At 58.2% G+C, this 20,117-nt stretch carries 25 protein-coding genes and 1 tRNA gene; 15 read left to right on the top strand and 11 right to left on the bottom strand.

Translation table 11 applies throughout. The features are described from left to right. Positions 1–6 precede the first annotated feature (6 nt). Positions 7–1,011 (bottom strand): helix-turn-helix domain-containing protein, encoded by a 1,005-nt coding sequence (locus ACXAGD_RS10195; RefSeq protein ID WP_475210242.1) that lies wholly within the window; start codon positions 1,009–1,011, stop codon positions 7–9. A gap of 321 nt (positions 1,012–1,332) precedes the next feature. Between ACXAGD_RS10195 and ACXAGD_RS10190 the strand changes: the two genes are divergently transcribed. The 6 genes from ACXAGD_RS10190 (at position 1,333) to ribD (ending at position 4,920) form a co-directional block, all read left to right on the top strand. Next, positions 1,333–1,770, top strand: coding sequence for a thiol-disulfide oxidoreductase DCC family protein (locus ACXAGD_RS10190; RefSeq protein WP_475210241.1), 438 nt, complete (start codon positions 1,333–1,335; stop codon positions 1,768–1,770). Beyond that, complete coding sequence (locus ACXAGD_RS10185; RefSeq protein WP_475210240.1) at positions 1,771–2,310, top strand: DUF4166 domain-containing protein; 540 nt, start codon at positions 1,771–1,773, stop codon at positions 2,308–2,310. It abuts the gene before it with no gap. An 87-nt stretch (positions 2,311–2,397) separates the two neighbouring features. After that, positions 2,398–2,799, top strand: coding sequence for a hypothetical protein (locus tag ACXAGD_RS10180; protein ID WP_475210239.1), 402 nt, complete (start codon positions 2,398–2,400; stop codon positions 2,797–2,799). Positions 2,800–2,817: 18 nt separating this feature from the next. Further along, entirely contained in the window at positions 2,818–3,231 is a 414-nt protein-coding gene (locus ACXAGD_RS10175; RefSeq protein WP_475212552.1) for a secondary thiamine-phosphate synthase enzyme YjbQ, read from the top strand. A 121-nt stretch (positions 3,232–3,352) separates the two neighbouring features. Further along, positions 3,353–3,823, top strand: a complete 471-nt coding sequence (nrdR, locus tag ACXAGD_RS10170; protein WP_170324479.1) for a transcriptional regulator NrdR — start codon at positions 3,353–3,355, stop codon at positions 3,821–3,823. Further along, entirely contained in the window at positions 3,820–4,920 is a 1,101-nt protein-coding gene (gene ribD / locus ACXAGD_RS10165; protein ID WP_475210237.1) for a bifunctional diaminohydroxyphosphoribosylaminopyrimidine deaminase/5-amino-6-(5-phosphoribosylamino)uracil reductase RibD, read from the top strand. The genes nrdR and ribD overlap by 4 nt, the downstream gene beginning before the upstream one ends. On the opposite strand, the gene ACXAGD_RS10160 is transcribed toward ribD, so the two are convergent. From ACXAGD_RS10160 to ACXAGD_RS10150, 3 genes are all read right to left on the bottom strand, one after another. Beyond that, positions 4,917–6,917 (bottom strand): capsular polysaccharide biosynthesis protein, encoded by a 2,001-nt coding sequence (locus ACXAGD_RS10160; protein ID WP_475210236.1) that lies wholly within the window; start codon positions 6,915–6,917, stop codon positions 4,917–4,919. The two genes, ribD and ACXAGD_RS10160, sit on opposite strands and share 4 nt — an antisense overlap. Then, complete coding sequence (locus tag ACXAGD_RS10155) at positions 6,917–8,047, bottom strand: polysaccharide biosynthesis/export family protein (RefSeq protein WP_475210235.1); 1,131 nt, start codon at positions 8,045–8,047, stop codon at positions 6,917–6,919. Before ACXAGD_RS10155 ends, ACXAGD_RS10160 begins: the two co-directional genes overlap by 1 nt. A 91-nt stretch (positions 8,048–8,138) precedes the next feature. Beyond that, entirely contained in the window at positions 8,139–9,437 is a 1,299-nt protein-coding gene (locus tag ACXAGD_RS10150) for a capsule biosynthesis protein (protein ID WP_475212550.1), read from the bottom strand. A 138-nt stretch (positions 9,438–9,575) separates the two neighbouring features. On the opposite strand from ACXAGD_RS10150, the gene ACXAGD_RS10145 reads away from it, so the two are divergent. The 6 genes from ACXAGD_RS10145 to ACXAGD_RS10120 all read left to right on the top strand — a co-directional run bounded on the left by ACXAGD_RS10145 (position 9,576) and on the right by ACXAGD_RS10120 (position 14,305). Then, entirely contained in the window at positions 9,576–10,163 is a 588-nt protein-coding gene (locus ACXAGD_RS10145) for a riboflavin synthase (protein ID WP_475210233.1), read from the top strand. A gap of 103 nt (positions 10,164–10,266) precedes the next feature. Continuing rightward, positions 10,267–11,388: a 3,4-dihydroxy-2-butanone-4-phosphate synthase gene (gene ribB, locus ACXAGD_RS10140; protein ID WP_475210231.1), complete on the top strand. Its 1,122-nt coding sequence runs from the start codon at positions 10,267–10,269 to the stop codon at positions 11,386–11,388. Between the two features lie 2 nt (positions 11,389–11,390). Continuing rightward, complete coding sequence (locus ACXAGD_RS10135; RefSeq protein WP_475210228.1) at positions 11,391–11,942, top strand: 6,7-dimethyl-8-ribityllumazine synthase; 552 nt, start codon at positions 11,391–11,393, stop codon at positions 11,940–11,942. Continuing rightward, positions 11,939–12,421, top strand: a complete 483-nt coding sequence (gene nusB, locus ACXAGD_RS10130; RefSeq protein WP_475210225.1) for a transcription antitermination factor NusB — start codon at positions 11,939–11,941, stop codon at positions 12,419–12,421. Before ACXAGD_RS10135 ends, nusB begins: the two co-directional genes overlap by 4 nt. A 59-nt stretch (positions 12,422–12,480) precedes the next feature. Further along, complete coding sequence (locus ACXAGD_RS10125) at positions 12,481–12,777, top strand: hypothetical protein (protein WP_475210223.1); 297 nt, start codon at positions 12,481–12,483, stop codon at positions 12,775–12,777. 145 nt (positions 12,778–12,922) lie between these two features. Continuing rightward, positions 12,923–14,305, top strand: a complete 1,383-nt coding sequence (locus ACXAGD_RS10120) for a PIG-L deacetylase family protein (RefSeq protein WP_475210220.1) — start codon at positions 12,923–12,925, stop codon at positions 14,303–14,305. A 208-nt stretch (positions 14,306–14,513) separates the two neighbouring features. Here ACXAGD_RS10120 and ACXAGD_RS10115 read toward each other — a convergent pair whose 3' ends face one another. Both ACXAGD_RS10115 and ACXAGD_RS10110 read right to left on the bottom strand, forming a co-directional pair. Further along, positions 14,514–14,939 (bottom strand): SRPBCC family protein, encoded by a 426-nt coding sequence (locus tag ACXAGD_RS10115; RefSeq protein ID WP_475210219.1) that lies wholly within the window; start codon positions 14,937–14,939, stop codon positions 14,514–14,516. Beyond that, positions 14,936–15,256, bottom strand: a complete 321-nt coding sequence (locus ACXAGD_RS10110; protein ID WP_475212547.1) for an ArsR/SmtB family transcription factor — start codon at positions 15,254–15,256, stop codon at positions 14,936–14,938. The genes ACXAGD_RS10115 and ACXAGD_RS10110 overlap by 4 nt, the downstream gene beginning before the upstream one ends. A gap of 114 nt (positions 15,257–15,370) precedes the next feature. Here ACXAGD_RS10110 and ACXAGD_RS10105 point away from each other — a divergent pair, with 114 nt between their 5' ends. Then, positions 15,371–15,802: an MmcB family DNA repair protein gene (locus tag ACXAGD_RS10105; protein ID WP_475210216.1), complete on the top strand. Its 432-nt coding sequence runs from the start codon at positions 15,371–15,373 to the stop codon at positions 15,800–15,802. A 4-nt stretch (positions 15,803–15,806) separates the two neighbouring features. On the opposite strand, the gene ACXAGD_RS10100 is transcribed toward ACXAGD_RS10105, so the two are convergent. Beyond that, positions 15,807–15,995 (bottom strand): DUF6324 family protein, encoded by a 189-nt coding sequence (locus ACXAGD_RS10100; protein ID WP_068334412.1) that lies wholly within the window; start codon positions 15,993–15,995, stop codon positions 15,807–15,809. Between the two features lie 77 nt (positions 15,996–16,072). Between ACXAGD_RS10100 and ACXAGD_RS10095 the strand changes: the two genes are divergently transcribed. Together ACXAGD_RS10095 and ACXAGD_RS10090 are read left to right on the top strand one after the other, a co-directional pair. Continuing rightward, positions 16,073–16,555 (top strand): GNAT family N-acetyltransferase, encoded by a 483-nt coding sequence (locus ACXAGD_RS10095; protein ID WP_475210213.1) that lies wholly within the window; start codon positions 16,073–16,075, stop codon positions 16,553–16,555. 47 nt (positions 16,556–16,602) lie between these two features. Continuing rightward, positions 16,603–16,679: transfer RNA gene (locus ACXAGD_RS10090), tRNA-His, on the top strand. A gap of 103 nt (positions 16,680–16,782) precedes the next feature. On the opposite strand, the gene ACXAGD_RS10085 is transcribed toward ACXAGD_RS10090, so the two are convergent. The 4 genes from ACXAGD_RS10085 to ACXAGD_RS10070 form a co-directional block, all read right to left on the bottom strand. After that, the gene (locus ACXAGD_RS10085) at positions 16,783–17,589 is read right to left on the bottom strand and encodes an ABC transporter permease (protein WP_475210211.1); all 807 of its coding nucleotides are present in this window, start codon (positions 17,587–17,589) and stop codon (positions 16,783–16,785) included. Beyond that, the gene (locus ACXAGD_RS10080) at positions 17,586–18,473 is read right to left on the bottom strand and encodes an ABC transporter permease (RefSeq protein WP_475212545.1); all 888 of its coding nucleotides are present in this window, start codon (positions 18,471–18,473) and stop codon (positions 17,586–17,588) included. The genes ACXAGD_RS10085 and ACXAGD_RS10080 overlap by 4 nt, the downstream gene beginning before the upstream one ends. 69 nt (positions 18,474–18,542) lie before the next feature. Next, positions 18,543–19,256 carry a transporter substrate-binding domain-containing protein gene (locus ACXAGD_RS10075; protein ID WP_475210210.1) on the bottom strand — a complete coding sequence of 238 codons (714 nt, stop codon included), beginning with the start codon at positions 19,254–19,256 and terminating at the stop codon, positions 18,543–18,545. A gap of 33 nt (positions 19,257–19,289) precedes the next feature. Continuing rightward, positions 19,290–20,066, bottom strand: coding sequence for an ABC transporter ATP-binding protein (locus ACXAGD_RS10070; protein ID WP_475210208.1), 777 nt, complete (start codon positions 20,064–20,066; stop codon positions 19,290–19,292). Between the last annotated feature and the right edge of the window lie 51 nt (positions 20,067–20,117).

Raw genomic sequence — 20,117 nt, 5'->3', positions numbered from 1 at the left:
TTCCGGTTAGTCCAGACGGCTGCGGAAGGTGCTGGGGGCTTGACCCGTCCAGCGTTTGAACGCGGTGGAAAACGCAGGTTGATCGGAATATCCCAGCGAAAACGCGATTTCTGACAGGGGCATCCCGTTGGTTATGAAGGTTTGCGCGAGGTCGCAGCGCAGGTCATCGACAATATCGCGATAGCTGACGCCCTCATCCTTGAGCCGCCGAGCGAAAGTGCGCGGGCTCATTCCCATGTTTGCGGCAGCTTCATCGGCGTTGATGATCGTGCCGGGCATCGACCTGGTAATCAGCCCTTCTACCTGCGCGCGCAGCTTTTGTTTTGGCGAGCGCCGTTCGGCCAGAACACGTTCGCCGTATTCCAGAAGATGCGCCCGAAGGTTCGGGTCATAGGTCGGCACAGGTAAATCCAGAGCCGAAGGCGCAACGACGATCTCAAGCCGTTCCGAACCAAACACAACAGGGCAACCGGCAAGCTTCTGAAAACTCTTCTGGTTTTCTCCAACCTCGTGCTGAAATCTGATCTCGATGGGAAAGAAGTTCGTTTGCGTCAGAGCGCGCATACGGGCCAACCCGGTGAACAGCAGGAACTCGGTTCTGCGATGGTAACGAGCAAAGCTGGCGTCTTTCCAATCCGCTTCGATTGTAGCGAAGTTACCGGCATGTCGAAGGCTAAATACAAGGGCGGGGTCAATGATCCTGTGAAATCGGGACGTGTTTTCCATCACCTGTCGCAGGTCCCGCGAGTACTTACTGATATATGCGGTGAGGCTTGAGGCAGACTTGAACTGCAATCCGGTCTCAGCCGCAAACGTGATATCTCCCAGCGCGTCGCAGGCATAGCGCACGAACAGAGCTTCTTGGTGCGCGGTATAGGTAGTGGATGGCTGCGCGATGGTTTCCCGGGTCAGATTGCATTTTTCAAGAATGCGATCTGATACCGCGGCGCCATTCGTTCGTTGGTCAAGTGCTCGGGTCAGCAACTGGATGCGGGCAATGTCAACTTCCATGGTATTTTCCAAAGTAATTCAATGTACTTGTACGCCAAATCGGTGAGAAGCGCGGTTCCTATCCCAGGCAAGTGTTTGTTGTCTGGAATTCGAAAGGTTTTGGCGCATGAACACAAGACCGGTGGGCCGTTATACATTATTTTTCGCCCGTTGTCGGGTCAGCGCCTTTTAGGGGTGAGAGGCTGAGCCCTGGAAACTCACCAAACCGGTGGCTCCCCGGCATGTTTACAATGTTGGGGTAGCCGGACGTCCACTTGTCGCATTGTCCGGCCTCGGGCGGGATGAAAGGGTTAATCCTGAGATTTAGCGGACTCGAAACACATGCCGAACCCTGTTTCTGCCAGCTTCAAGGATTTGCAGGATACCATTGTATTTGATGCGGAATGTGTCCTGTGTTCGGGGTTTTTTACCTTCATGCTGACGCGGGACACTGCGCAACGCTTCAAGTTCGCGACGGCACAGTCCCCATTGGGACAACGGCTGTATCGCGAGCTTGGCCTGCCGACACGGGATTTCGAAACTAATCTGGTCATCGTGAACGGCAAAGTGCATCAGCGTCTGGATGCCTTTGCAGCCGCGATGAAAAGCCTACCTGGGGGTTGGCCGGTTCTGTCCCTATGCAGGTTCTTGCCCGGTTGGATCAAGGACCCGTTTTATAACTCGATTGCGCGCAACAGGTACAAGATCTTCGGGCGCACTCAGACCTGTATGGTCCCGGACCCTGATTTGCGGGCCCGGTTCTTGCCCGAGGGCTTCTGAGTGCACCTAGATCCCTTTTTGCAATCGCTGCCTTTGGGGGCTGTCATACCCGCCGCTGTTCAGCGCCTGCACGAGGTGCCGGGTCGTTATGCGGGGCGGTGCAATGTCGTCCGAGGCAGGGGGTGGCTGATTGCCATGGCTTTGCGTCTTGGACGCTTCCCGAAGGGTGCCGAAGATATTCCGTTGCAGATCCAGATCGATCGGGACGGGGATGAATGGCAATGGGAGCGGGATTTTGACGGCCACTCCACGCGATCCCGGCTGACATTCGATCACGGCGCGGCATGTGTTCGTGAACAAATGGGTGGGCTGTCCATTTGGTTGCAGCCCGAAATCTGTGACGGTCATCTGCAGATCTACATACGGCGGCTTTATGTAATGGGCCTGCGCTGCCCCTCATTTCTGTTACCGCGTTCATCGACTGTGGAGTGGCAGAACAAAACAGGGCATTTTTGTTTTGACGTGTCGGCTAATATGCCAATGCTAGGTCCGCTGATCCGATATCGCGGATGGCTGGCGCCTGTTCACGGCCAGCGGTGATAGCATTGAATTCATCGTGAAGCGGCTTTGTCTGATTTTAAAGTAAACTAGGTCCATACCTACCTCGAAACAGAAAAGAGATTGGTGATGAAAAAGGTTATGACTTGTGCAGCGCTTGCTGCGATTGTGCTGAGCTCGACAGCATCGGCTTCGTTTGCTCGATTTGGCTATCAGACGGCTGCGATAAACCAAACGGAATTTGAAGTTATCCCCCGAGGGCGCACTGACGTGGATGGGTATTGGTGCGCGGCGTCCGATTTTGCCCGCAGAACATTGGGTGCGGGATGGCAGCAGCGGATTTACGTAAAGCGCGGCTATGGCCCGAGTGTGACGACGGGCCGTAGAACGGCCGTGCAATTCTCGCTCACGCCGCCCGAAGGGGTCCCGCAGCAAAGCAGTGGTGTATTTTCGGCCGGGTTTCAGCCGGGTTTCAATATGTCCGTTTCGGCCGCCAACGGACGGTGCAGTGTTCGCCCCATCCTTGACTGATAATTGGCTGTCCGCCTAATGCAGACCGAGTTTACTATTTCAACGCAGGGCCCGGGTCTCTACGAGTTCACCCAGGACGTGCAGCACTGGCTAAACTCGGTCGGGGGCGATGGGTTGCTGACGTTGTTCGTGCGGCACACTTCCTGCTCTCTGGTCATTCAGGAAAACGCGGATCCCGAAGTGCAAACGGATCTGCGCGCTTATTTTGATCGGCTGGTGCCACCGTCGGATCATCCTGCGATGGCGTATCTGCGGCACACCTATGAAGGCCCGGATGACATGCCTGCGCATATCAAGGCTGCGCTTTTGCCCGTGTCGCTGTCGATACCCGTTACCTCCGGACACCCAGTTTTGGGTACGTGGCAAGGTATCTATCTGTTCGAACACCGCGCCGCGCCGCACTATCGAAAGGTCGCGGCGCATTTCGCGTAGATTCACGATATAGCGGTGAAAAATTCCGACTACCCAAACCCTAGCGGCTGCCCTATAGTTGTGGATAAGTGAGCCAAAGTGCTTACAAAAAGAGGCCGAACCAGGGACGAGGAGACGGCGGATGCGCTGCCCGTTTTGCGGAAATATCGACACTCAGGTCAAAGATTCACGCCCGGCAGAGGATCACGTTGCGATCCGCCGACGCCGGTTTTGTCCCGCATGTGGGGGGCGGTTTACCACTTATGAACGTGTGCAATTGCGCGATCTGGTGGTGATCAAAACCAACGGAAAACGAGAAGATTTCGACCGGGACAAGCTTGAACGCTCGATCCGGATTTCGATGCAGAAACGCCCGATTGAGCCGGATCGGATCGACCAGATGATTTCGGGCATCGTGCGTCGGTTGGAAAGCATGGGCGAGACCGATATCCCGTCCAGCAAGATCGGTGAGATCGTTATGGAAGCTCTGGCGCGGATCGACACCGTGGCCTATGTTCGCTTTGCAAGTGTCTACAAGAATTTCCAGGCGGCCGATGATTTCGAGGAATTTGTCCACGAACTGCGCCCGCCGCAGCCTTCGACGGACGAGTGAGCGAAACTGATAAGCGATATATGGCGCTGGCCTTGTCTTTGGGTCAGCGCGGTCAGGGCACGTGTTGGCCCAACCCGGCAGTAGGCTGCGTGATTGTGCGCGACGATCGGATCGTCGGGCGCGGCTGGACCCAACCGGGTGGGCGTCCTCATGCCGAGCCGCTGGCGTTGGCGCAGGCCGGAGAGGCAGCGCGCGGGGCTACGGCTTATGTCTCATTGGAGCCGTGTTCCCATTACGGAAAAACACCGCCTTGCGCCGAGGCGCTGATCAAGGCGGGTGTTTCGCGGGTTGTTTCCGCGATTGAGGACAGTGATCCGCGCGTGGCCGGGCAAGGCTTTGCTATGCTGCGCGAAGCGGGGATCGAGGTCACCACCGGTGTTCTGGCGGAACAGGCAGCGCGGGACCACGCGGGGTTCTTTCTGAAAACCGAACAGGGTCGGCCGTTTGTGACGCTCAAGCTGGCCAGCAGTTTTGACGGGCGGATTGCCACGTCCAGCGGGCATAGCCAGTGGATCACCGGGCCAAAGGCGCGACGCGCGGTTCACGCCATGCGCGCACGTCATGATGCCGTAATGGTGGGGGCAGGGACAGCCCGGGCCGACGATCCGTCGTTGACGGTCCGCGATCTGGGGATCGAAGCGCAGCCGGTGCGGGTCGTCGTTTCGCGTCATCTGGATATTCCGCTTATGGGGCAACTGGCCCGCACAGCGTCACAGATACCGGTGTGGCTCTGCCATGGTCCATCCCCGGACCCTGAACGCGCCCGCGCGTGGGAGGGGCTGGGCGCACGCCTGGTTCCCTGTGCTTTGGACGAACATCACATAGATGCCGCCGATCTGCTGCAGCAGTTGGGGCAGGCGGGGCTGACGCGGGTATTCTGCGAAGGTGGATCGGCGCTTGCTGCCTCCTTGTTGGCCGATGATCTTGTAGATGAGCTTGTGGGGTTCACCGCGGGTTTAACGATTGGGGCCGAGGGGTTGTCGGCCATTGGATCGCTCGGGTTGGAGACACTGGACGCAGCCCCAAGGTTCGAGTTGGTCGAAGCCCGTGCCGTCGGGCCAGACGTTCTGCATCGTTGGGCGCGGTCGCTGCGTTAGCGACGGCGCCACAGATGCGCGTGCGTGGCAAACACGCCCTGCAATTTGGACAATAGGCGGAGTGATTGGCCGCCTTTGCGTTCTTGTCCGTCGGTCAGGTGGTGCACGGCAACCTCGACAGGGCAGGGTTGCCCGGTGACCGGGTCCAGATAGCGCGGATAATCAATAAGCGCCGCGTGTACCAACCCCAGCATTGAAGGTCGTGCGCCCCGCCGCACCGGGACGGTTCCCAGATCCTGTGTCAGGCCCCAGCCCGCATAAAACGGCGCGCCAAGCGTTGTGACGCGCACCCCGCGCAACAGAGCCTCAAACCCAAGCAGAGAGGTCATGGTCCAGACCTCCTGTACCTGCGACAGCAGAGCGGCCGGGTCGGTGTTGCTGGCGATGACGTCGGCAAGACTTTCGTTTTCTATCTCTCCTTCGCGAAGCCCTGCCTCGACGTCCGGATGCGGTTTGTAGATCAGAACCGCGTTCGGGTTCGCTTCGCGTGTTGCGCGCAGCAGGTCGGTGTTGGCGCGTACAGTTGTGGTGCCCAACAGGATAGAGGCATCGTCGTGCACCTGACCCGGCACCAGAATACGGTGCCCTTCAGGCAGATCAGGGGCCGTGCCGCCGGTGTTGTATTTGCTGAGCTGCCCCGCGAGGATTTGCGCTACCAGACGTTCGGCTCGCAATTCCTGATCCGCGCGCAGGGTTTCGCGGGAGGCGATCAACTCCTCGAGCCTGCTGGGATGTGTCGGGTCATAGTAGATGCCCAGATCATCGGTCGCCAGCGACAGGGGCGGGACAAGGCTGGCACCCAGCCCGCGAGACCTTAGAAACCCGTCTTCGATCCTGACGGCACCTTCCACACCACGGGAGTGGCTGGCCCAGACCATATGTGGGCGGTCAGGCGCCTGTGGTGGGGCAGATGTGAACTTGATCTTCTTCTCGCGCCCGAACATCTGTTGCAGGTGTTTGCGCTTCCACAGGCGCATTCCCGACGCGGTCCAACCCTTGTGATCCTGCCGCCATGCGCGCGTTTGCGCCTCGAGTGCGTCCAGAACGGTTTCAAGCTCGCACAGGTGATCCCGGAACGGGTCATACCAAGTGGGATAGAGGATCATCGACGCGGCAAACAGCTGCGCCCGGGTCAGGTTGCGCTGGCGGCGTGGAAAGTGTTCTTCGTCTTGTGTCAGGCCCCAGCCGGCATAAAAGGGCTGGCCAAAGACGCGCGGTTTATGCCCGGCCATGATGGCCTCGAACCCGAAATGCGACGACAGGGTATAGACGCCCGTTGCGCCTTCTAGCAGGGTCCAGGGGCTGATGGGCGTGTCTATGATCGAAACCCTGTCAGATTCGTCCTGGTCCGAGAAGTAACCGCGTCGATGCCCAGCGACAGTTTCCGGGTGTGTCTTGATCAGAATGCGCGCGCCGGGATTTTCCTCTTGCGCCATGACTAGCATTTCACGGAATCGCGCGTGGTCGCCCTTGCTTGCAATTACCGAGGCATCGTCATGCGCCTGGTCGACCACCAAAACATAGCCTGGGTCTGGTGGAGGCAGGGTCGGATCGACGGCGGAATACTTGCTCAGGTGTAACTCGCGTACCCGTTCGATGCCGTTTCTGGCCCGGTTTAACAGTGCGGTGTCGTCCAGCGGGTGCGTGGCAAGTAGCGTCTCAAGATCGGAAGGCTGGGCCGGATCGAAATGAACGCCCGACCGATCGAGCAGCAGGCCCAGCGGAGGCTCGCCAGCCCGTCCCGGATGCAGCGACCGCAGAAAGGCATCCTCGACCCGCAGAATGGGAGTGCTGCGTTGAGCGGCGATGTTCAAGCCGCGGTGGGCCGTTGGGCTGTTGCCCCAAACACCAACGACATCCCCTTCGCCGGGAAAGCCCAGACGAATGTCATAGCCAGATAGGTTCAAGATACGACGCGCACGGCGTTGGGTCAGGAAGCCGCCATTATAGACATACAGCCGGGTACGCTGTGTCCCGGCTGTTGCGTTGGATTGCATCAGCCGCCCGTCAATGTGGCGACATTTGCAAGCGGTGTCAGGCCGCCCGCGATCAGAGAGATCGACTTGCTCCACTGTGCATACGGCGCTTCGGTGACATAGATCGTGTCATCGTCCCGGATGACAAAATCGCGGGCGATGAACAGCCCGTTGGGCGCGGTGAGGTTCAGAAGGTAGATCATCCGTTGATCCCCTTGCAAATCCTGACGCCCCATGACGGAACGGGCGATGTCCTGACGTTCCTTGCGCAGAACGAAGATACCGGTTGGGTCTGAGGACAGCGATTGCAGCCCGCCCACTTGTGCCAAAGCCTCAAGCGCGGTTAGGTCCTGAGTGTCAAAGGCCACGCGGGATTGACCGGTCGCCCCCAGCGCGATGTAAGAGCGGCTGTCAGCTTCGACCAGAATGCGGTCGCCGCCGCGCAGCGCAACATCCAACTTGGGGTTGCGGAACAGGTCGTCATACCAGACGGTTCCGCGGTCATTTCCGCGGATCAAAGTCACAAGCGCGATATCCGAGCCAACATTGACTCCCCCGGCCTGCGACAGCATTCCAAGCAAGGTTCTGCTGGGCCGTTCGATCGGGTATACGCCCGGCGCACCGATCTCTCCGGACAGGGAAACGGTTGAGCCGTTGCCTGCTGTGCGGCGCACCTCAACTTGTGGGTCGGGGGTCTGATCCTGAAGCTTGCTGGTGATCAACTGGCGCAGTTGCTCGGGCGTGTTGCCAGCGGCGCGAATACGTCCTGCATAGGGCACAAAGATGAAGCCGTCGCTGTCCACCTGCACTTGTTCAAGAGACGTAGACCCGCCAAGTTCGCTGGACAACAATCCGTCATCGACGTTTTCCCAGATTGTCAGACCAAGGATGTCGCCGGGGCGCACTGTATCTGCTGTCAGATTTTGCGCTCCGCTGAAGGCACGTGAAAATCCATATTGCGGGATGGCCGACGTTGCCCGGTTAACCCGATCATCAACCTCGACCACAAAGGCGTTGCCACCATTTGTTGTTGATCCAGACAAAATCTCAGATTTGTTAGGGCCTGCTTTGGGAAGTTGGCACGCGGCCAACAGGCCAATTGCGGCCACAAGGGATATCCCCCGTATCCATCGGATTGGAAAGCACTGCACTGCCGGTTATCCTCAGTCGTCTTTGTGTGGTCTTTTGTTCGGCGCAGGCTACCCGGTTCGCACGATAACTTCTAGCGCCAAGCGGCTTAATTCACTCAACCAGCTTCAACTGTGGCGTCAGCGCCTCTTTGTAGGTGAGGACTGTTTGATAGGGGTCTTGGGTGTGTAGCATCATGTCCGCCACGCCCCGCAGCAATTGTCGCCGACCGCGATGCGAATAGAAACCGCCCGGCAGTTGACTGGTTTTCAGCAGAAATTGGCGATAGCTTTGATAGGCCTCCCGGTCCGGGGGCATCGGGTCAGCGAAGAATGCGGCTAGTGGTTGGCGCGATACGAACTCTGGCTTGTCATAGACCGACCTGCCGAAAATACGCAGCGGGATGCCGCGCCACAGAACCTGCTGCCCGGCGGTTGAGTTGACCGTGACGGCGGAATTGGCAGCATCCAGCAGCTTTGCAAGTTTCCCGCCGGGCACATAGTGTACGCGATCCGAGATGCCATGCGCCTTTGCCAGCTGGCGCACACGACGGTGCAGGGGTTCGCGGTGGTTTTCAAGCGGGTGCTCCTTAACCACTAGCCTGTGATGCGTCGGAGCGCCGTCAGCAAAGCCCCGGAACACGTCCTCAAGAAAATCGGACATGCAGGAATAATCCGAGTGAGCCTGAACCGAACTGTCGTGTCCAAGTTGCAGCAAAACCAGATGGTAGGGATGATCGTTGCCCAGTACCCGCGCGGTGGCCCAGCGGCGTTGAATTCGGTGAAACGGCATCAGGGCCAAACGTTTGAAATACAGCCTGAATTCCTTTGAGACCGGCAAGTCCCGATGCCGTCGAAAGTTGCGGTAGCTTTGATTCATGAACAGGATGAACCAGTGATACAGCGCACCGTAGAAAATGTGCTGCCGCATATCCCCCCAATGAGACGGCGGTGGCGGGGTCTGCAAAACGGATTGATCCAATGCCTGCTGCATCTGCCCAACATCCAATGACATCAGGCGCGAGTTTCCGTTCGAGCCGGAGCGTTCGTAAGTTACCCACCAGGGGCGCAAATACCCCTCTTCAAAAACATGGACGGTAACGCCCTTGGCTTGGGCCACTTTGACGGCGCTGGCATGGACCGGTCGTGTGTCGCCATACAGGACGATATCCGTGATGCCGTATTCGTCGATCAGGCCTGACAGCCTGTCTGGCCATTGTTCGGGCGTATCGCAAAACGGGATGTAGGTTGACTTATCAGGCCAGAAAACCTGATCTCCTGCGTTGAATCCCACGCGCCAAACCTCTGCCCCGGTCGAGCGTAACACCCGCCCAAGCCCGCTGAAAAACGGGCCATGTGGTCCCTGCAGAAACAGGAAAACACGGCGCTTTGGGCCTTTGGTGGAGGATGACATCATTTCTGCTCTTGCCAGTTGTTGATGAATTTATGCCCGTTTCGGGCATTTGCGGCAAGGTGGGGCTTGCCCGTCAGGCTGGTTGGGCTTACCTCGGCTTGGAATACTGGACCAGGTCAGAAAATAAGGGTTACCGGAATGTTCACAGGGATCGTTACCGATGTCGGCACCGTCACCGAGCTGGATCAACAGGGCGATCTGCGAGCCCGCATTAAAACGGCCTATGATACGGCGGGCATCGATATCGGCGCCTCGATCGCCAGCGATGGTGTATGCCTGACCGTTATCGCGCTGGGGGACGACTGGTATGACGTTCAGATCAGTGCCGAGACCGTGTCCAAGACCAACCTAGACAATTGGACAGTCGGCAAACGCGTAAACCTTGAGCGTGCCTTGAAAGTTGGCGACGAGTTGGGCGGGCATATCGTGTCAGGCCACGTGGACGGTGTAGCCGATGTGGTTGCCGTGCAGGACGAAGGCGACAGCACCCGCGTCACCCTGCGTGCGCCCAAAGATCTGGCGCGCTTTATTGCACCCAAGGGGTCGGTTGCGCTGAACGGAACCTCTCTGACCGTCAACGATGTGGATGGTTGTGACTTCGGGATCAACTTCATCCCGCACACCAAAGAGGTGACAACGTGGGGAGATGTTGGAGTCGGAGACCGGGTGAACCTCGAGATCGACACGCTGGCCCGTTACGTCGCCCGTCTGGCCGAGATGTCCTGACTGAAACGCCGCGTTCTGGCCGGTACTAGACGTTTGCAGACTGGCCTTTGCGCGCGCGGTGGTCTATCCACCCGTGCAAACTTGCTCAGCGAAAGGCTGCCCAATGAGCTTTGAAACCCCCGGACCCGTCGAAGCGCAACTACGCGCCGCGATCAGCCCGATCGAAGAGATCATCGAAGAGGCGCGCAAAGGCCGGATGTATATTCTGGTCGACCATGAGGACCGCGAGAACGAAGGCGATCTGGTCGTCGCTGCCGAGTTTGCGGATGCCGAGGCGATCAACTTTATGGCCACTCACGGGCGCGGCCTGATCTGCCTGCCGATGACCGCCGAACGAGTGGATGCGCTGGGTTTGCCGATGATGGCCGTGAACAACTCGTCGCGCCACGAAACCGCGTTCACCGTGTCGATTGAGGCGCGCGAGGGCGTATCGACCGGTATCTCTGCCGCCGACCGGGCGCTGACTGTCGCGACCGCGATCAACGAACAGAACACGATGGCGCATATCGCGACCCCTGGACACATCTTCCCCCTGCGTGCCAAGCGGGGTGGGGTGCTGGTCCGTGCGGGCCATACCGAAGCCGCCGTGGATATCTCGCGTTTGGCCGGGCTGAACCCGTCGGGCGTTATCTGTGAGATCATGAAGGCCGACGGCACCATGGCGCGTTTGCCTGATCTGGTGGAGTTTGCCAAAGAGCATGACATGAAGATCGGCACGATCAGCGACCTGATCACCTACCGGTCGCGCAATGACAATCTGGTGGTCGAAACCTCACGCGAAACCGTGACGTCAGAATATGGCGGCGATTGGGAGATGCGCCTGTTCACCGACCAGACCCACGGCATTGAGCACGTCGTGATGATTAAGGGCGATATCACCACGCCCGAACCGGTCTTGACCCGCACCCACGCCCTGCACGAAGCGCCGGACATTCTGGGCCTTGGTCCGAAGTCCTCGCGCGAGTTGCCCCGCGCGATGGAAAAGATCGCCGAGGAAGGCCGCGGCGTGGTCTGCCTGTTCCGCCAACCACGCAACTCGCTTTATGCGGCCGAGGACGAAGGCCCCCGCACCATCAAACAAACCGGTCTGGGCGCACAGATCCTGTCCAAGATGGGTATTCAGGAACTGGTGCTGCTGACCGACTCGCCGGAAACCGTATATCTGGGGCTCGACGCGTTTGGCTTGTCCATCGTCGGCACCCGCTCCATTCTCAAGGAAGACTGATCGTGGCTGAACAAGACAAACACGGCGTTCTGCCGACACCGACCTTCGACAAACCGGTGAAGCTGCTGCTGGTTGTGGCCCCGTTCTATCGCGACATCGCCGATAACATGGTCGCCGGCGCCAAGGCCGAGATCGAGGCCGCAGGCGGGACCTGCGACGTGGTCGAGGTTCCCGGTGCGCTGGAAATCCCGACCGCCATCGCCATGGCAGACCGCCAGTGTAACTATGACGGCTATGTCGCGCTGGGCTGCGTCATTCGCGGTGAGACCACGCATTACGAAACCGTCTGCAACGACTCCAGCCGCGCCATTCAACTGATGGGCCTGCAGGGCCTGCTGATCGGCAACGGTATCCTGACCGTCGAAAATGACGATCAGGCCGAAGTCCGCGCAAATCCTAAAAAGATGAATAAAGGTGGCGGAGCGGCCGCTGCGGCCTTGCATCTGATCGCGCTCAGCCGTAAGTGGGGCGCTTCGAAAAAGGGCGTCGGCTTCAAGCCCCCGTCCGAGTCCATCCTTGTGGCGGGCGACAGCAACGGACCCACGACAGCATGACCCAGACAGACGCGCCAAAACCGGCCAACCAGAAACGCCTGATGAAATCCGCCGCACGCCTCTATGCCGTGCAGGCGCTGTTCCAGATGGAGCAGTCGGGCCAAACGACCGAACAGGTTGTGAACGAGTTTCTGGATCACCGGTTTGGCGCCATCTATGAAGGCGACGAGATGCTGGACGGCGATACCCGCGTCTTCCGCAAGCTGGTCGAAGATGCGGTGAATTATCAGGCCCCGATCGACCAGATGACTGACCGTGCGCTGGTGGCCAAATGGCCCATCGCGCGTATCGACCCGACCCTGCGCGCCACCTTCCGTGCGGCCGGGGCAGAACTGACCCAAAGCGACACACCGCCCAAAGTGGTTATCACCGAATTCGTTGACGTGGCTCGCGCCTTCTTCCCTGAGGGCAAGGAACCGAAATTCGTCAACGCTGTTCTGGATCACATGGCGCGTGAGGCCCAGCCCGAGGCGTTCTGACGCCTTTACCTTGGGCTTACAGGCGCTAAGCTGAATGTCATAGCGCAAGGAGAGTCGCCATGCCCAAACTGATCCGGCTGTACATCACTCAGGTTGCCTGGGGATTTGTGATTTCGGCAGTGTTTGTCGGCGTCCTTCTGGCTCTGAACGTCGCCAATTTGCGCCACCTGATCACAAGCTCTGAGATTGGCCTGATCGCACTTGGCATGATCTGGTTCATGAACGGGATCGTATTTGCCGGGGTGCAATTTGCCTATGCTATCATGAGTATGGCCGAAAAACCGCAAGGTCCTCGCCGCGGAACGCCGGTGGCCGTGAATTTTAAACCTGCAACGGTCAAAGTGGAAAATCGCTGATCTCTGAATCAAAGCGCCTGCGGTGAAGGGTGGTTCGCACCATTGACCTTTTCGCACCGGTTGAGTGCAAACCGCTTGAATGTCAGAACATGTTGCCATCTGATGCCGGTCAAACACACCAACCGGCAGCAAAAGAGCGTACCCTGTGAACACCAGCACTTACGAAGAGGTCATCGACTCTCGGGCCTTTCGCGAGGATCTTGCAGACCTGAACTATGCCATCGCAGAGGGGCTAATGCGGGCAGGTGAACCTGTCGCTATCAACGGAAACGTTTGCTACGGCCACATGCAGCAGGACTTCCACTTGGGTGACCTGATACCCGGTATGGAGCCCAAGCGGCGGGCTGTGCATCTATTGGCACAAGACAGTTCCTGTTTTGTCGAGGTCGGCGTTGCCGGTGGACATGCTGCCTTACTGGCGTTGCATTCCAATCCTGAGCTCAAGTTCATCGGGATTGATCTGGGGCAGCGACTGCGGGCGTCCTGGCCGCCGGTGGATATCTATGTTCCGATTGTCTTCAAGTGGCTGGAAGACAGGTTTCCAGGGCGGGTCAAACTGTACCTATCGGACGCCATTGACGGCTTGCGCCAGGCGGCGAAAGAACAGCCATTCGGCCCGATTGATATGCTGCACCTGGATGCGATGAAGAAGACCAGAGTTGAAGAGGTCGAAGCTGTATGGCCCGGATTGGCCGGACAGTGCTATCTGTTGCAGGGCGACAATAAGAACGGCCATGTTCAAGCCAGTTCTGAGAAAATGATCGCTCAGGGACGGGCGCGTCGGATCACCTCGGCGCAGTTCCGCGATATCCAAAGCGCAACCTATGATGTTTTGGCACTTGGACCGGATGTTGATGCGGGCAAAGTCAGCCTCGAAAACCTGATGGGCCAGCGGATATTGCTTTGTGTGTGCCATCAGGATGACGAGACCTTGTTTTGCGGATCGACCTTGTCACGCTTGAAGGGCAATGCGGATGTGACGGTCGTCAGCTTTTTCCGACCGGCCCCCAACCGTCGCGACACAAATACGCGCGAGGCGGCAATGCAGCGCGTTTGCGACGCGGTCGGGGCTCGGAGGATACAGTTTCCCTTTGCTGTCGAAAGCGACCACAGACGGTTGCGGCGCTTTATCAAGATGCCGTCCCAACCTGCTGAAAACCCTCCTGAATTGTTACGCCCTTTGGGCCGCCATCCTTTGTTCGAATTGTTGAGTGGATCGGCCTTCGCCCTGATGCGGCAGTATAAGCCGTCAACCATCATCACCCACAATCATGTGGGCGAATACGGCCACATCGAACACGTCTTGCTGCATCATGCGGTCATGCGGGCAGCGCGACGATATAAGGACGCAAGTGTTCTGAGCTTTGGAGTCGGGCTGTCCGAAGCGGATCTCGTCGTGCCGTCTTGGCCCGAACAGAAGAACCAGCTTTTCGACGAATACCTGCCGCAATGGAAGGGGCGGAACCTTTATGATTTCGCGCTGTCTGACGAAGGGTTTGTCCAACAGGACCTATCAAGTAACGGTTAGGGTGGTGTTGTGGCGGGACCACCAAGCAACCGTGCGGTGTGATTCCCGAGGACCTGTATGTACAGGTGGGCGCCAGGTAATCAGGCCAGGACCTGAACAGAGCCAGCCCCCTCGGAATTGCTTAAGGCCACCAGAATGCTACCTATCACAAGAAGGGCAGAACCCGCCACGGGCCTACCTAGGGGTTGCGGCGGGTTTGCACAAGGGGTTAGGCATCAACAGTTTCGTGCAAAGCAGCGCGCATCTGACCGAAATGCTCGTCCCAGCCTTTATCCAATGAAAGGATCATGCCAAAGGCTTCAGCATTTTGCGGCAGGCCTTCGTGTTGCAGGGCCAATCGTGTGCCTCCGGCGACCGGTTCCAGTGTCCACTTTACGACACTAACGGCGTCACCCATTGGTTTGATTGTAAACGTGTATTCTAGGTATTCAGGCGGCCGAGCAACGCGCACTTCGCCCCAAATCAGCAAATCGCCACTGGTCGTTCCAAACATCTCCAGCTTTTGGCCGGGGGTCAGCGGGCGCTCAGGTTTGTGAAACCACTCGGCCAGCCGGTCCGGATCGGTCAGGTAAGCCCAGACGGTTTCTGGTTCTGCCCTAAGAAAGATCGTTTTTTGCAGAATGGCATGGGTCATCTGTCTTTCCTTTCAATGGCTTCTTTCAGGTTACTCAGGCGGTCATCCCAGAACTGGTCGAAGAACTTGAGCCAGTCCAGGACAGGGGCCATCCCCTTGGGTTCCAACCGGTTGATCCGCTCGCGCCCGCGCGCTTCGACCGTGATCAGGCCGCCATCCGACAACACAGTCAGGTGCTTTTTGACGGCGGCGCGGGTCATATCGAAGCGGTCGGTCAGTTGTGCAATGGTCATGTCCTCTTGGGCCAGTATCTGCACGATATTGCGACGGGTGGGGTCGGCCAGTGCGCGAAATACGTTTTGTGTCTGCGGCGGCATTTGGTTCACCATTTGAGATACCATTTGGTATCACATTAATGGAATACCAAATGGTATCATGTCAAGGGTGATGTGGTGCTTGATTTTTGTTCACGAATTGTTCACATTGCTCAGATGACCCTTGATTTGCAACCCGGACAGAAACTGGCCCGAGGCGTGGCCCGCCATCTATGGGCGCATGGGTTTGTTTCTGTTGAGGAATTCGTGCCAGACCGCGGCCTACGCGTGGATGTGATGGGCTTGGGGCCGAAGGGAGAGCTGTGGGTGGTTGAATGCAAATCCAGCCGTGCGGACTACCAGTCGGACTCCAAGTGGCAGGGCTATCTTGAGTGGTGTGATCGGTTTTTCTGGGCCGTCGATACCGACTTTCCGACCGATTTGTTGCCTGCGGAAACCGGCCTGATCATCGCTGATGCTTATGATGCCGAGATTGTCCGCATGGCGCCGGAAGACAAGCTTGCTCCGGCACGGCGCAAGAAGATGATCCAGAAATTTGCAGTTGATGCCGCCCGCAGGCTGCAGGCGCTGCGCGATCCCCGGATCTGAAGGCTCAGCCTTTGACTGCGCGGGCCGCCTGTGCAGCTGCGCGAATTTCGTCCGCGATTTCCTCGGCTTCTTCGGGATCGAAGTCCATTGGAATCTCGATGCCATCGGCCTCGATGAACAGCCGTATCATGCCTTGATCGGTAGGGCCGATCTGCAGGTTTGCCTGAATGTCGCGTTCGGTGTTGATGCCCATGTTCGCCTCCGGGACTGAGCGTTCGTGCTAGCGCGCAAAGGGTTGAGAATCAAGCTGCCTTTGCGGTCAGATACATCATGGAGAACGTTCGGATCAGACCCTTTCGCGGGACAGACACGCCCTGGCTGGTCGAGCAGCATCACAGGCTATACACGCGGGACGAGGGTTTTGATGCCTCGTTCGGCGCTCTGGTTAAGCGCGTTCTGGATGAGTTTGCCGCCGACCACGATTCGACGCGCGAGAGGGGGTGGATTGCTGAGCGCGCAGGGCAACGGCTGGGCAGTATATTTTGTGTCGCGTTGGATGATCAAACCGCAAAGCTGCGGCTTTTTCTGCTGTTGCCAGAGGTCCGGGGGCAGGGGTTGGGAAAGCGGATGCTGAACACCTGTACGGGCTTTGCACGCAGCGTTGGGTACACGGAAATGCGCCTGTGGACCCATGAAAGCCACCGGGCGGCCTGTGCCTTGTACCGGGCGAGCGGGTGGCAGTTGCTGGACAGCAAACCGGTGCATTCTTTCGGGGTCGATCTTGTCGAACAAAGCTGGAAAATTCAGCTTTAATCCTCTTGCATTCCCCCGGCGCGTTCGGTAAATCGCCCCTCACGAGTGCCGCCTTAGCTCAGTTGGTTAGAGCGCTGGATTGTGGATCCAGAGGTCCCCTGTTCAAGCCAGGGAGGCGGTACCATATTTCTCAAACAATGTCGGATGCAACGCGCGCGATGTGCGCCTGCAAACTGTTTCGTTTTTTCGAATTTCATTGCCGGATTGAACGGCTGGCACGCCTGTGATCAGCGCGCCAGGTTCAGTTTCAGCTTCATTTTGCTCCGCTTTGCTGCGGGGAGGTGCCGGTTCAGCCGCTTGTTTACCATGCCGAACCCCCAGATGACCACCAAGGTCAGCAGGATGAAGTAGAAGGCCAGAATCGGGTAGGGGATAAACGGGTTGAACGTCTTGTCCGCAAAATAGCCTGCATAGTACAGCGCATCACCGCGCTGTTGCCACACCGGGAAGGCCGAGAAGAAGACCAGCGTCGTGGCGTGGAACAGGAAGATCGCCTCATTCGTATAAGCAGGCCATGCCAGCCGCAGCATGGTTGGCCAGACGATGCGACGGAACCGCGACCAGCCGGTCATGCCATAGGCGTCAGCAGCCTCGATATCGCCCTTGGGGATCGATCGCAGCGCACCATAGAAGATCTCGCCCGAGTAGGCCGCAGTGTTGAAGAACAGCACGATCAACGCGCCCAGCCACGCCGACGTCAGCGCGTCGAGGAAGGGAAAGCTCTGCTTCAGCGACAGGAACATGAAGTAGGCAAAGAAAAACTGGATGAACAGCGGTGAACCGCGGAACAGGAAAATGAACCATTCTGACGGTTTGCGCAGCCATTTGTTTGTGGATGCTTTACCCAACGCCAGCGCTGTGGCCAGAAAGAAGCCAGTCGCCAGCGCCATGAGCCCGAAATAGATGTTCCAAATCATGCCCGAGCCGATCAGGGTAAACTGCTCGCACAGGGTGAAATCGTTTCGGGGCAGCAGACGCTCGCCAATGCCAATCGAACGCAAGCCGTAGTCCTGGATGGTCTGGATACAGCTCATGCGGTGGTCTCCTTGCGCAGCAGTTCTCCACCCGAGGTTGCCTGACCGTGGGACAGGCGGCGCATCAGCCGTTCAAGGCCGATTTCCGAGACGCGGGTCATGCCCAGGTAGAAGACAAGCAGGGCGAGGAAATACCACATGCGCCAGTCGCCGTGCGGGTATTGAGTGAATTTCGGGTTCTTGTAGCCGCCCAGTTCACGCGCCCAATAGACGATGTCCTCGATGCCAAGCAGGAACAGCAGCGGTGTGGCCTTGATCAGGACCATCCAAAGGTTCGACAGGCCGGGCAGGGCATAGACCCACATCTGCGGCACGAGAATGCGCCAGAAGGTCTGGCGGCGGGTCATCCCATAGGCTTCGGCTGTTTCCAGTTGAGCGTGCGGGACGGCGCGCATGCCGCCGAACAGGACGTTGGCCGCGAATGCGCCGAAAACGATTGAGAATGTTACGACGGCCAGAAAGAAGCCGTAGGTTTCGTGCACCCATTCCGGAGCAGTTCCGAGCGGCAGTTTAGCAGCCTGACAGACGATGAAGTCGTTGCCCTGACGTACGGGATCGGTCCATTCCGGGCAGAGGATTTTGTGACGCGTCCATTCGAACGCCTGATCCAGCGCGATCACAAAGAACATGAAGAAGGCGATATCCGGTACACCGCGCACGATGGCGATATATCCCTTGCCCAGCATGCTGAGCGGCGGGAAATGCGACCGTGCTGCCATGGCCCCCAGAAAGCCAAAGCCAAGTGCCACCGGCGCAGTAATCGCAAGCAACAGCAGCACCTTGAAGAAGGACAGATAGAACAGCCAGTGCACACCGTTGGTCAAATAGCAGGAGAACCAACGGAACGTGCCGAGTGTTTCGGGATCAGTACAGAACGAGAAAATGGCGGGCCTCTTTGACTGGCAAGGGCTCAGAGGCGGCGCGCCCTAGGGGTAGGCGCGCCGCAGAGTTCATTAGAAGGTCGAGGACACTTCCCACTTGGTGATCAGCTCGTTCAGGCTACCGTCATCCTTCATGGACTGGATGGCTGCGTTGAACTTTTCTTTCAGCTCACCGTCGGATTCACGGATGCCCATGCCGACACCACCGCCCAGCGGTACGTCTTCACCAATAAAGAGCAGGCCCGAGCCATCTTCGCTGAACGGCACCAGGAAGGATTTGTCGGCCAGAACGGCATCGGCTTCGCCGTTGCGTACAGCAGCGATGGTTTCTTCGGGAGTTGCGAACTCAACCAGAGTGGCGCCGGATTCGGCAACATAGCCTGCCTGAATGGTTCCGGTTTGTGCTGCAATCACAGCACCTGCCACGTCTACGCCATCGGACATCGCCAGGTAGGCCGACGGATCCGGCGGCGTGTAGTTCTGAGTGAAGTCGATGACTTCATCGCGCTCATCGGTGATCGACATGCCTGCGATGATAGCGTCGTAGTTGCCCGACACCAGGTTCGGAATGATCGAATCCCAGTCGTTCTTGACCCATTCGCATTCCAGACCTGCGCGCGAGCACAGCTCGTCACCCAGTTCGCGCTCGAACCCGTCGATTTCGCCAGCGTCGTTGACAAAGTTCCACGGTGCGTAAGCCCCTTCGGTGCCCAGACGGACCGTGTCCGCCATTGCCATGCCTGCGCCAAGCGCCAGAGCCGCAGTGGTCAGAATCAGTTTTTTCATTGGATACTCCCCAGTTTGTTTTCTGATCTGAAGTTAAGCCGCCTTTGTGGCGGATAGAAAGCCCCGAAGTCGTTCGGATTCGGGGGACGTAAAGATATCTTCCGGCAGACCCTCTTCCTCGATCAATCCTTGGTGCAGGAACACGACGTGGCTTGAAATGTCAGCGGCCATCTTCATGTCGTGAGTCACGATGATCATGGTACGGCCTTCGGCGGCCAGGTCCTTGATCACCTTGATGACTTCCTGTTCCAGTTCCGGGTCCAGCGCCGAGGTGGGTTCGTCGAACAGCAGCGCCTCGGGCTCCATGCACAATCCGCGGGCGATGGCGGCGCGTTGTTGCTGGCCACCGGACAGTTGCGCCGGGTAGACGTCGCACTTGTCGCCTATGCCAACCTTTTCCAGATACTTGCGAGCGCTGTCCTCAACCTCTTTCGGGTCGCGGCCCAGCACGGTCACAGGGGCCTCCATCACGTTTTGCAGGATGGTCATGTGAGCCCACAGGTTGAACTGTTGAAACACCATCGACAGGTTGGTGCGGATACGCATGACCTGTTTCGCGTCGGCGGGACGGCGGTGGTGCATGTCTCCTGACCAGCGTACAGGTTCACCCTTGAACAGAATCTCGCCCTGTTGGCTGTCTTCCAGCAGGTTGCAGCAGCGCAGCAGGGTGGACTTGCCCGACCCGGACGACCCGATCAGCGAAACAACGTCCCCGCGTCTTGCTGTAATATCGACGCCTTTCAGCACTTCCAGATTGCCGAAACTTTTGTGGAGGTTCTTGATTTCGATGACGGGAGTGGAATCTGTCACGGATGGTCCATGTGTTATCGGTGTTGGTGCGGTAATAGGGCTTAAAAATCG

The sequence above is a fragment of the Ruegeria sp. ABF4_144 genome, assembly GCF_056160045.1.
The sequence above is the reverse complement of the archived record's forward strand: the minus strand, read 5'-3'. Positions and strand labels throughout refer to the sequence as shown.

Excerpts from the sequence above, each read along its gene's own strand:
- ACXAGD_RS10195 (WP_475210242.1), bottom strand. The coding sequence starts at position 1,011 with ATGGAAGTTGACATTGCCCGCATCCAGTTGCTGACCCGAGCACTTGAC.
- ACXAGD_RS10190 (WP_475210241.1), top strand. The coding sequence starts at position 1,333 with ATGCCGAACCCTGTTTCTGCCAGCTTCAAGGATTTGCAGGATACCATT.
- ACXAGD_RS10180 (WP_475210239.1), top strand. The coding sequence starts at position 2,398 with ATGAAAAAGGTTATGACTTGTGCAGCGCTTGCTGCGATTGTGCTGAGC.
- ACXAGD_RS10175 (WP_475212552.1), top strand. The coding sequence starts at position 2,818 with ATGCAGACCGAGTTTACTATTTCAACGCAGGGCCCGGGTCTCTACGAG.
- nrdR (WP_170324479.1), top strand. The coding sequence starts at position 3,353 with ATGCGCTGCCCGTTTTGCGGAAATATCGACACTCAGGTCAAAGATTCA.
- ACXAGD_RS10160 (WP_475210236.1), bottom strand. The coding sequence starts at position 6,917 with ATGCAATCCAACGCAACAGCCGGGACACAGCGTACCCGGCTGTATGTC.
- ACXAGD_RS10150 (WP_475212550.1), bottom strand. The coding sequence starts at position 9,437 with ATGTCATCCTCCACCAAAGGCCCAAAGCGCCGTGTTTTCCTGTTTCTG.
- ACXAGD_RS10145 (WP_475210233.1), top strand. The coding sequence starts at position 9,576 with ATGTTCACAGGGATCGTTACCGATGTCGGCACCGTCACCGAGCTGGAT.
- ribB (WP_475210231.1), top strand. The coding sequence starts at position 10,267 with ATGAGCTTTGAAACCCCCGGACCCGTCGAAGCGCAACTACGCGCCGCG.
- nusB (WP_475210225.1), top strand. The coding sequence starts at position 11,939 with ATGACCCAGACAGACGCGCCAAAACCGGCCAACCAGAAACGCCTGATG.
- ACXAGD_RS10125 (WP_475210223.1), top strand. The coding sequence starts at position 12,481 with ATGCCCAAACTGATCCGGCTGTACATCACTCAGGTTGCCTGGGGATTT.
- ACXAGD_RS10115 (WP_475210219.1), bottom strand. The coding sequence starts at position 14,939 with ATGACCCATGCCATTCTGCAAAAAACGATCTTTCTTAGGGCAGAACCA.
- ACXAGD_RS10110 (WP_475212547.1), bottom strand. The coding sequence starts at position 15,256 with ATGCCGCCGCAGACACAAAACGTATTTCGCGCACTGGCCGACCCCACC.
- ACXAGD_RS10105 (WP_475210216.1), top strand. The coding sequence starts at position 15,371 with ATGACCCTTGATTTGCAACCCGGACAGAAACTGGCCCGAGGCGTGGCC.
- ACXAGD_RS10100 (WP_068334412.1), bottom strand. The coding sequence starts at position 15,995 with ATGGGCATCAACACCGAACGCGACATTCAGGCAAACCTGCAGATCGGC.
- ACXAGD_RS10095 (WP_475210213.1), top strand. The coding sequence starts at position 16,073 with ATGGAGAACGTTCGGATCAGACCCTTTCGCGGGACAGACACGCCCTGG.
- ACXAGD_RS10085 (WP_475210211.1), bottom strand. The coding sequence starts at position 17,589 with ATGAGCTGTATCCAGACCATCCAGGACTACGGCTTGCGTTCGATTGGC.
- ACXAGD_RS10075 (WP_475210210.1), bottom strand. The coding sequence starts at position 19,256 with ATGAAAAAACTGATTCTGACCACTGCGGCTCTGGCGCTTGGCGCAGGC.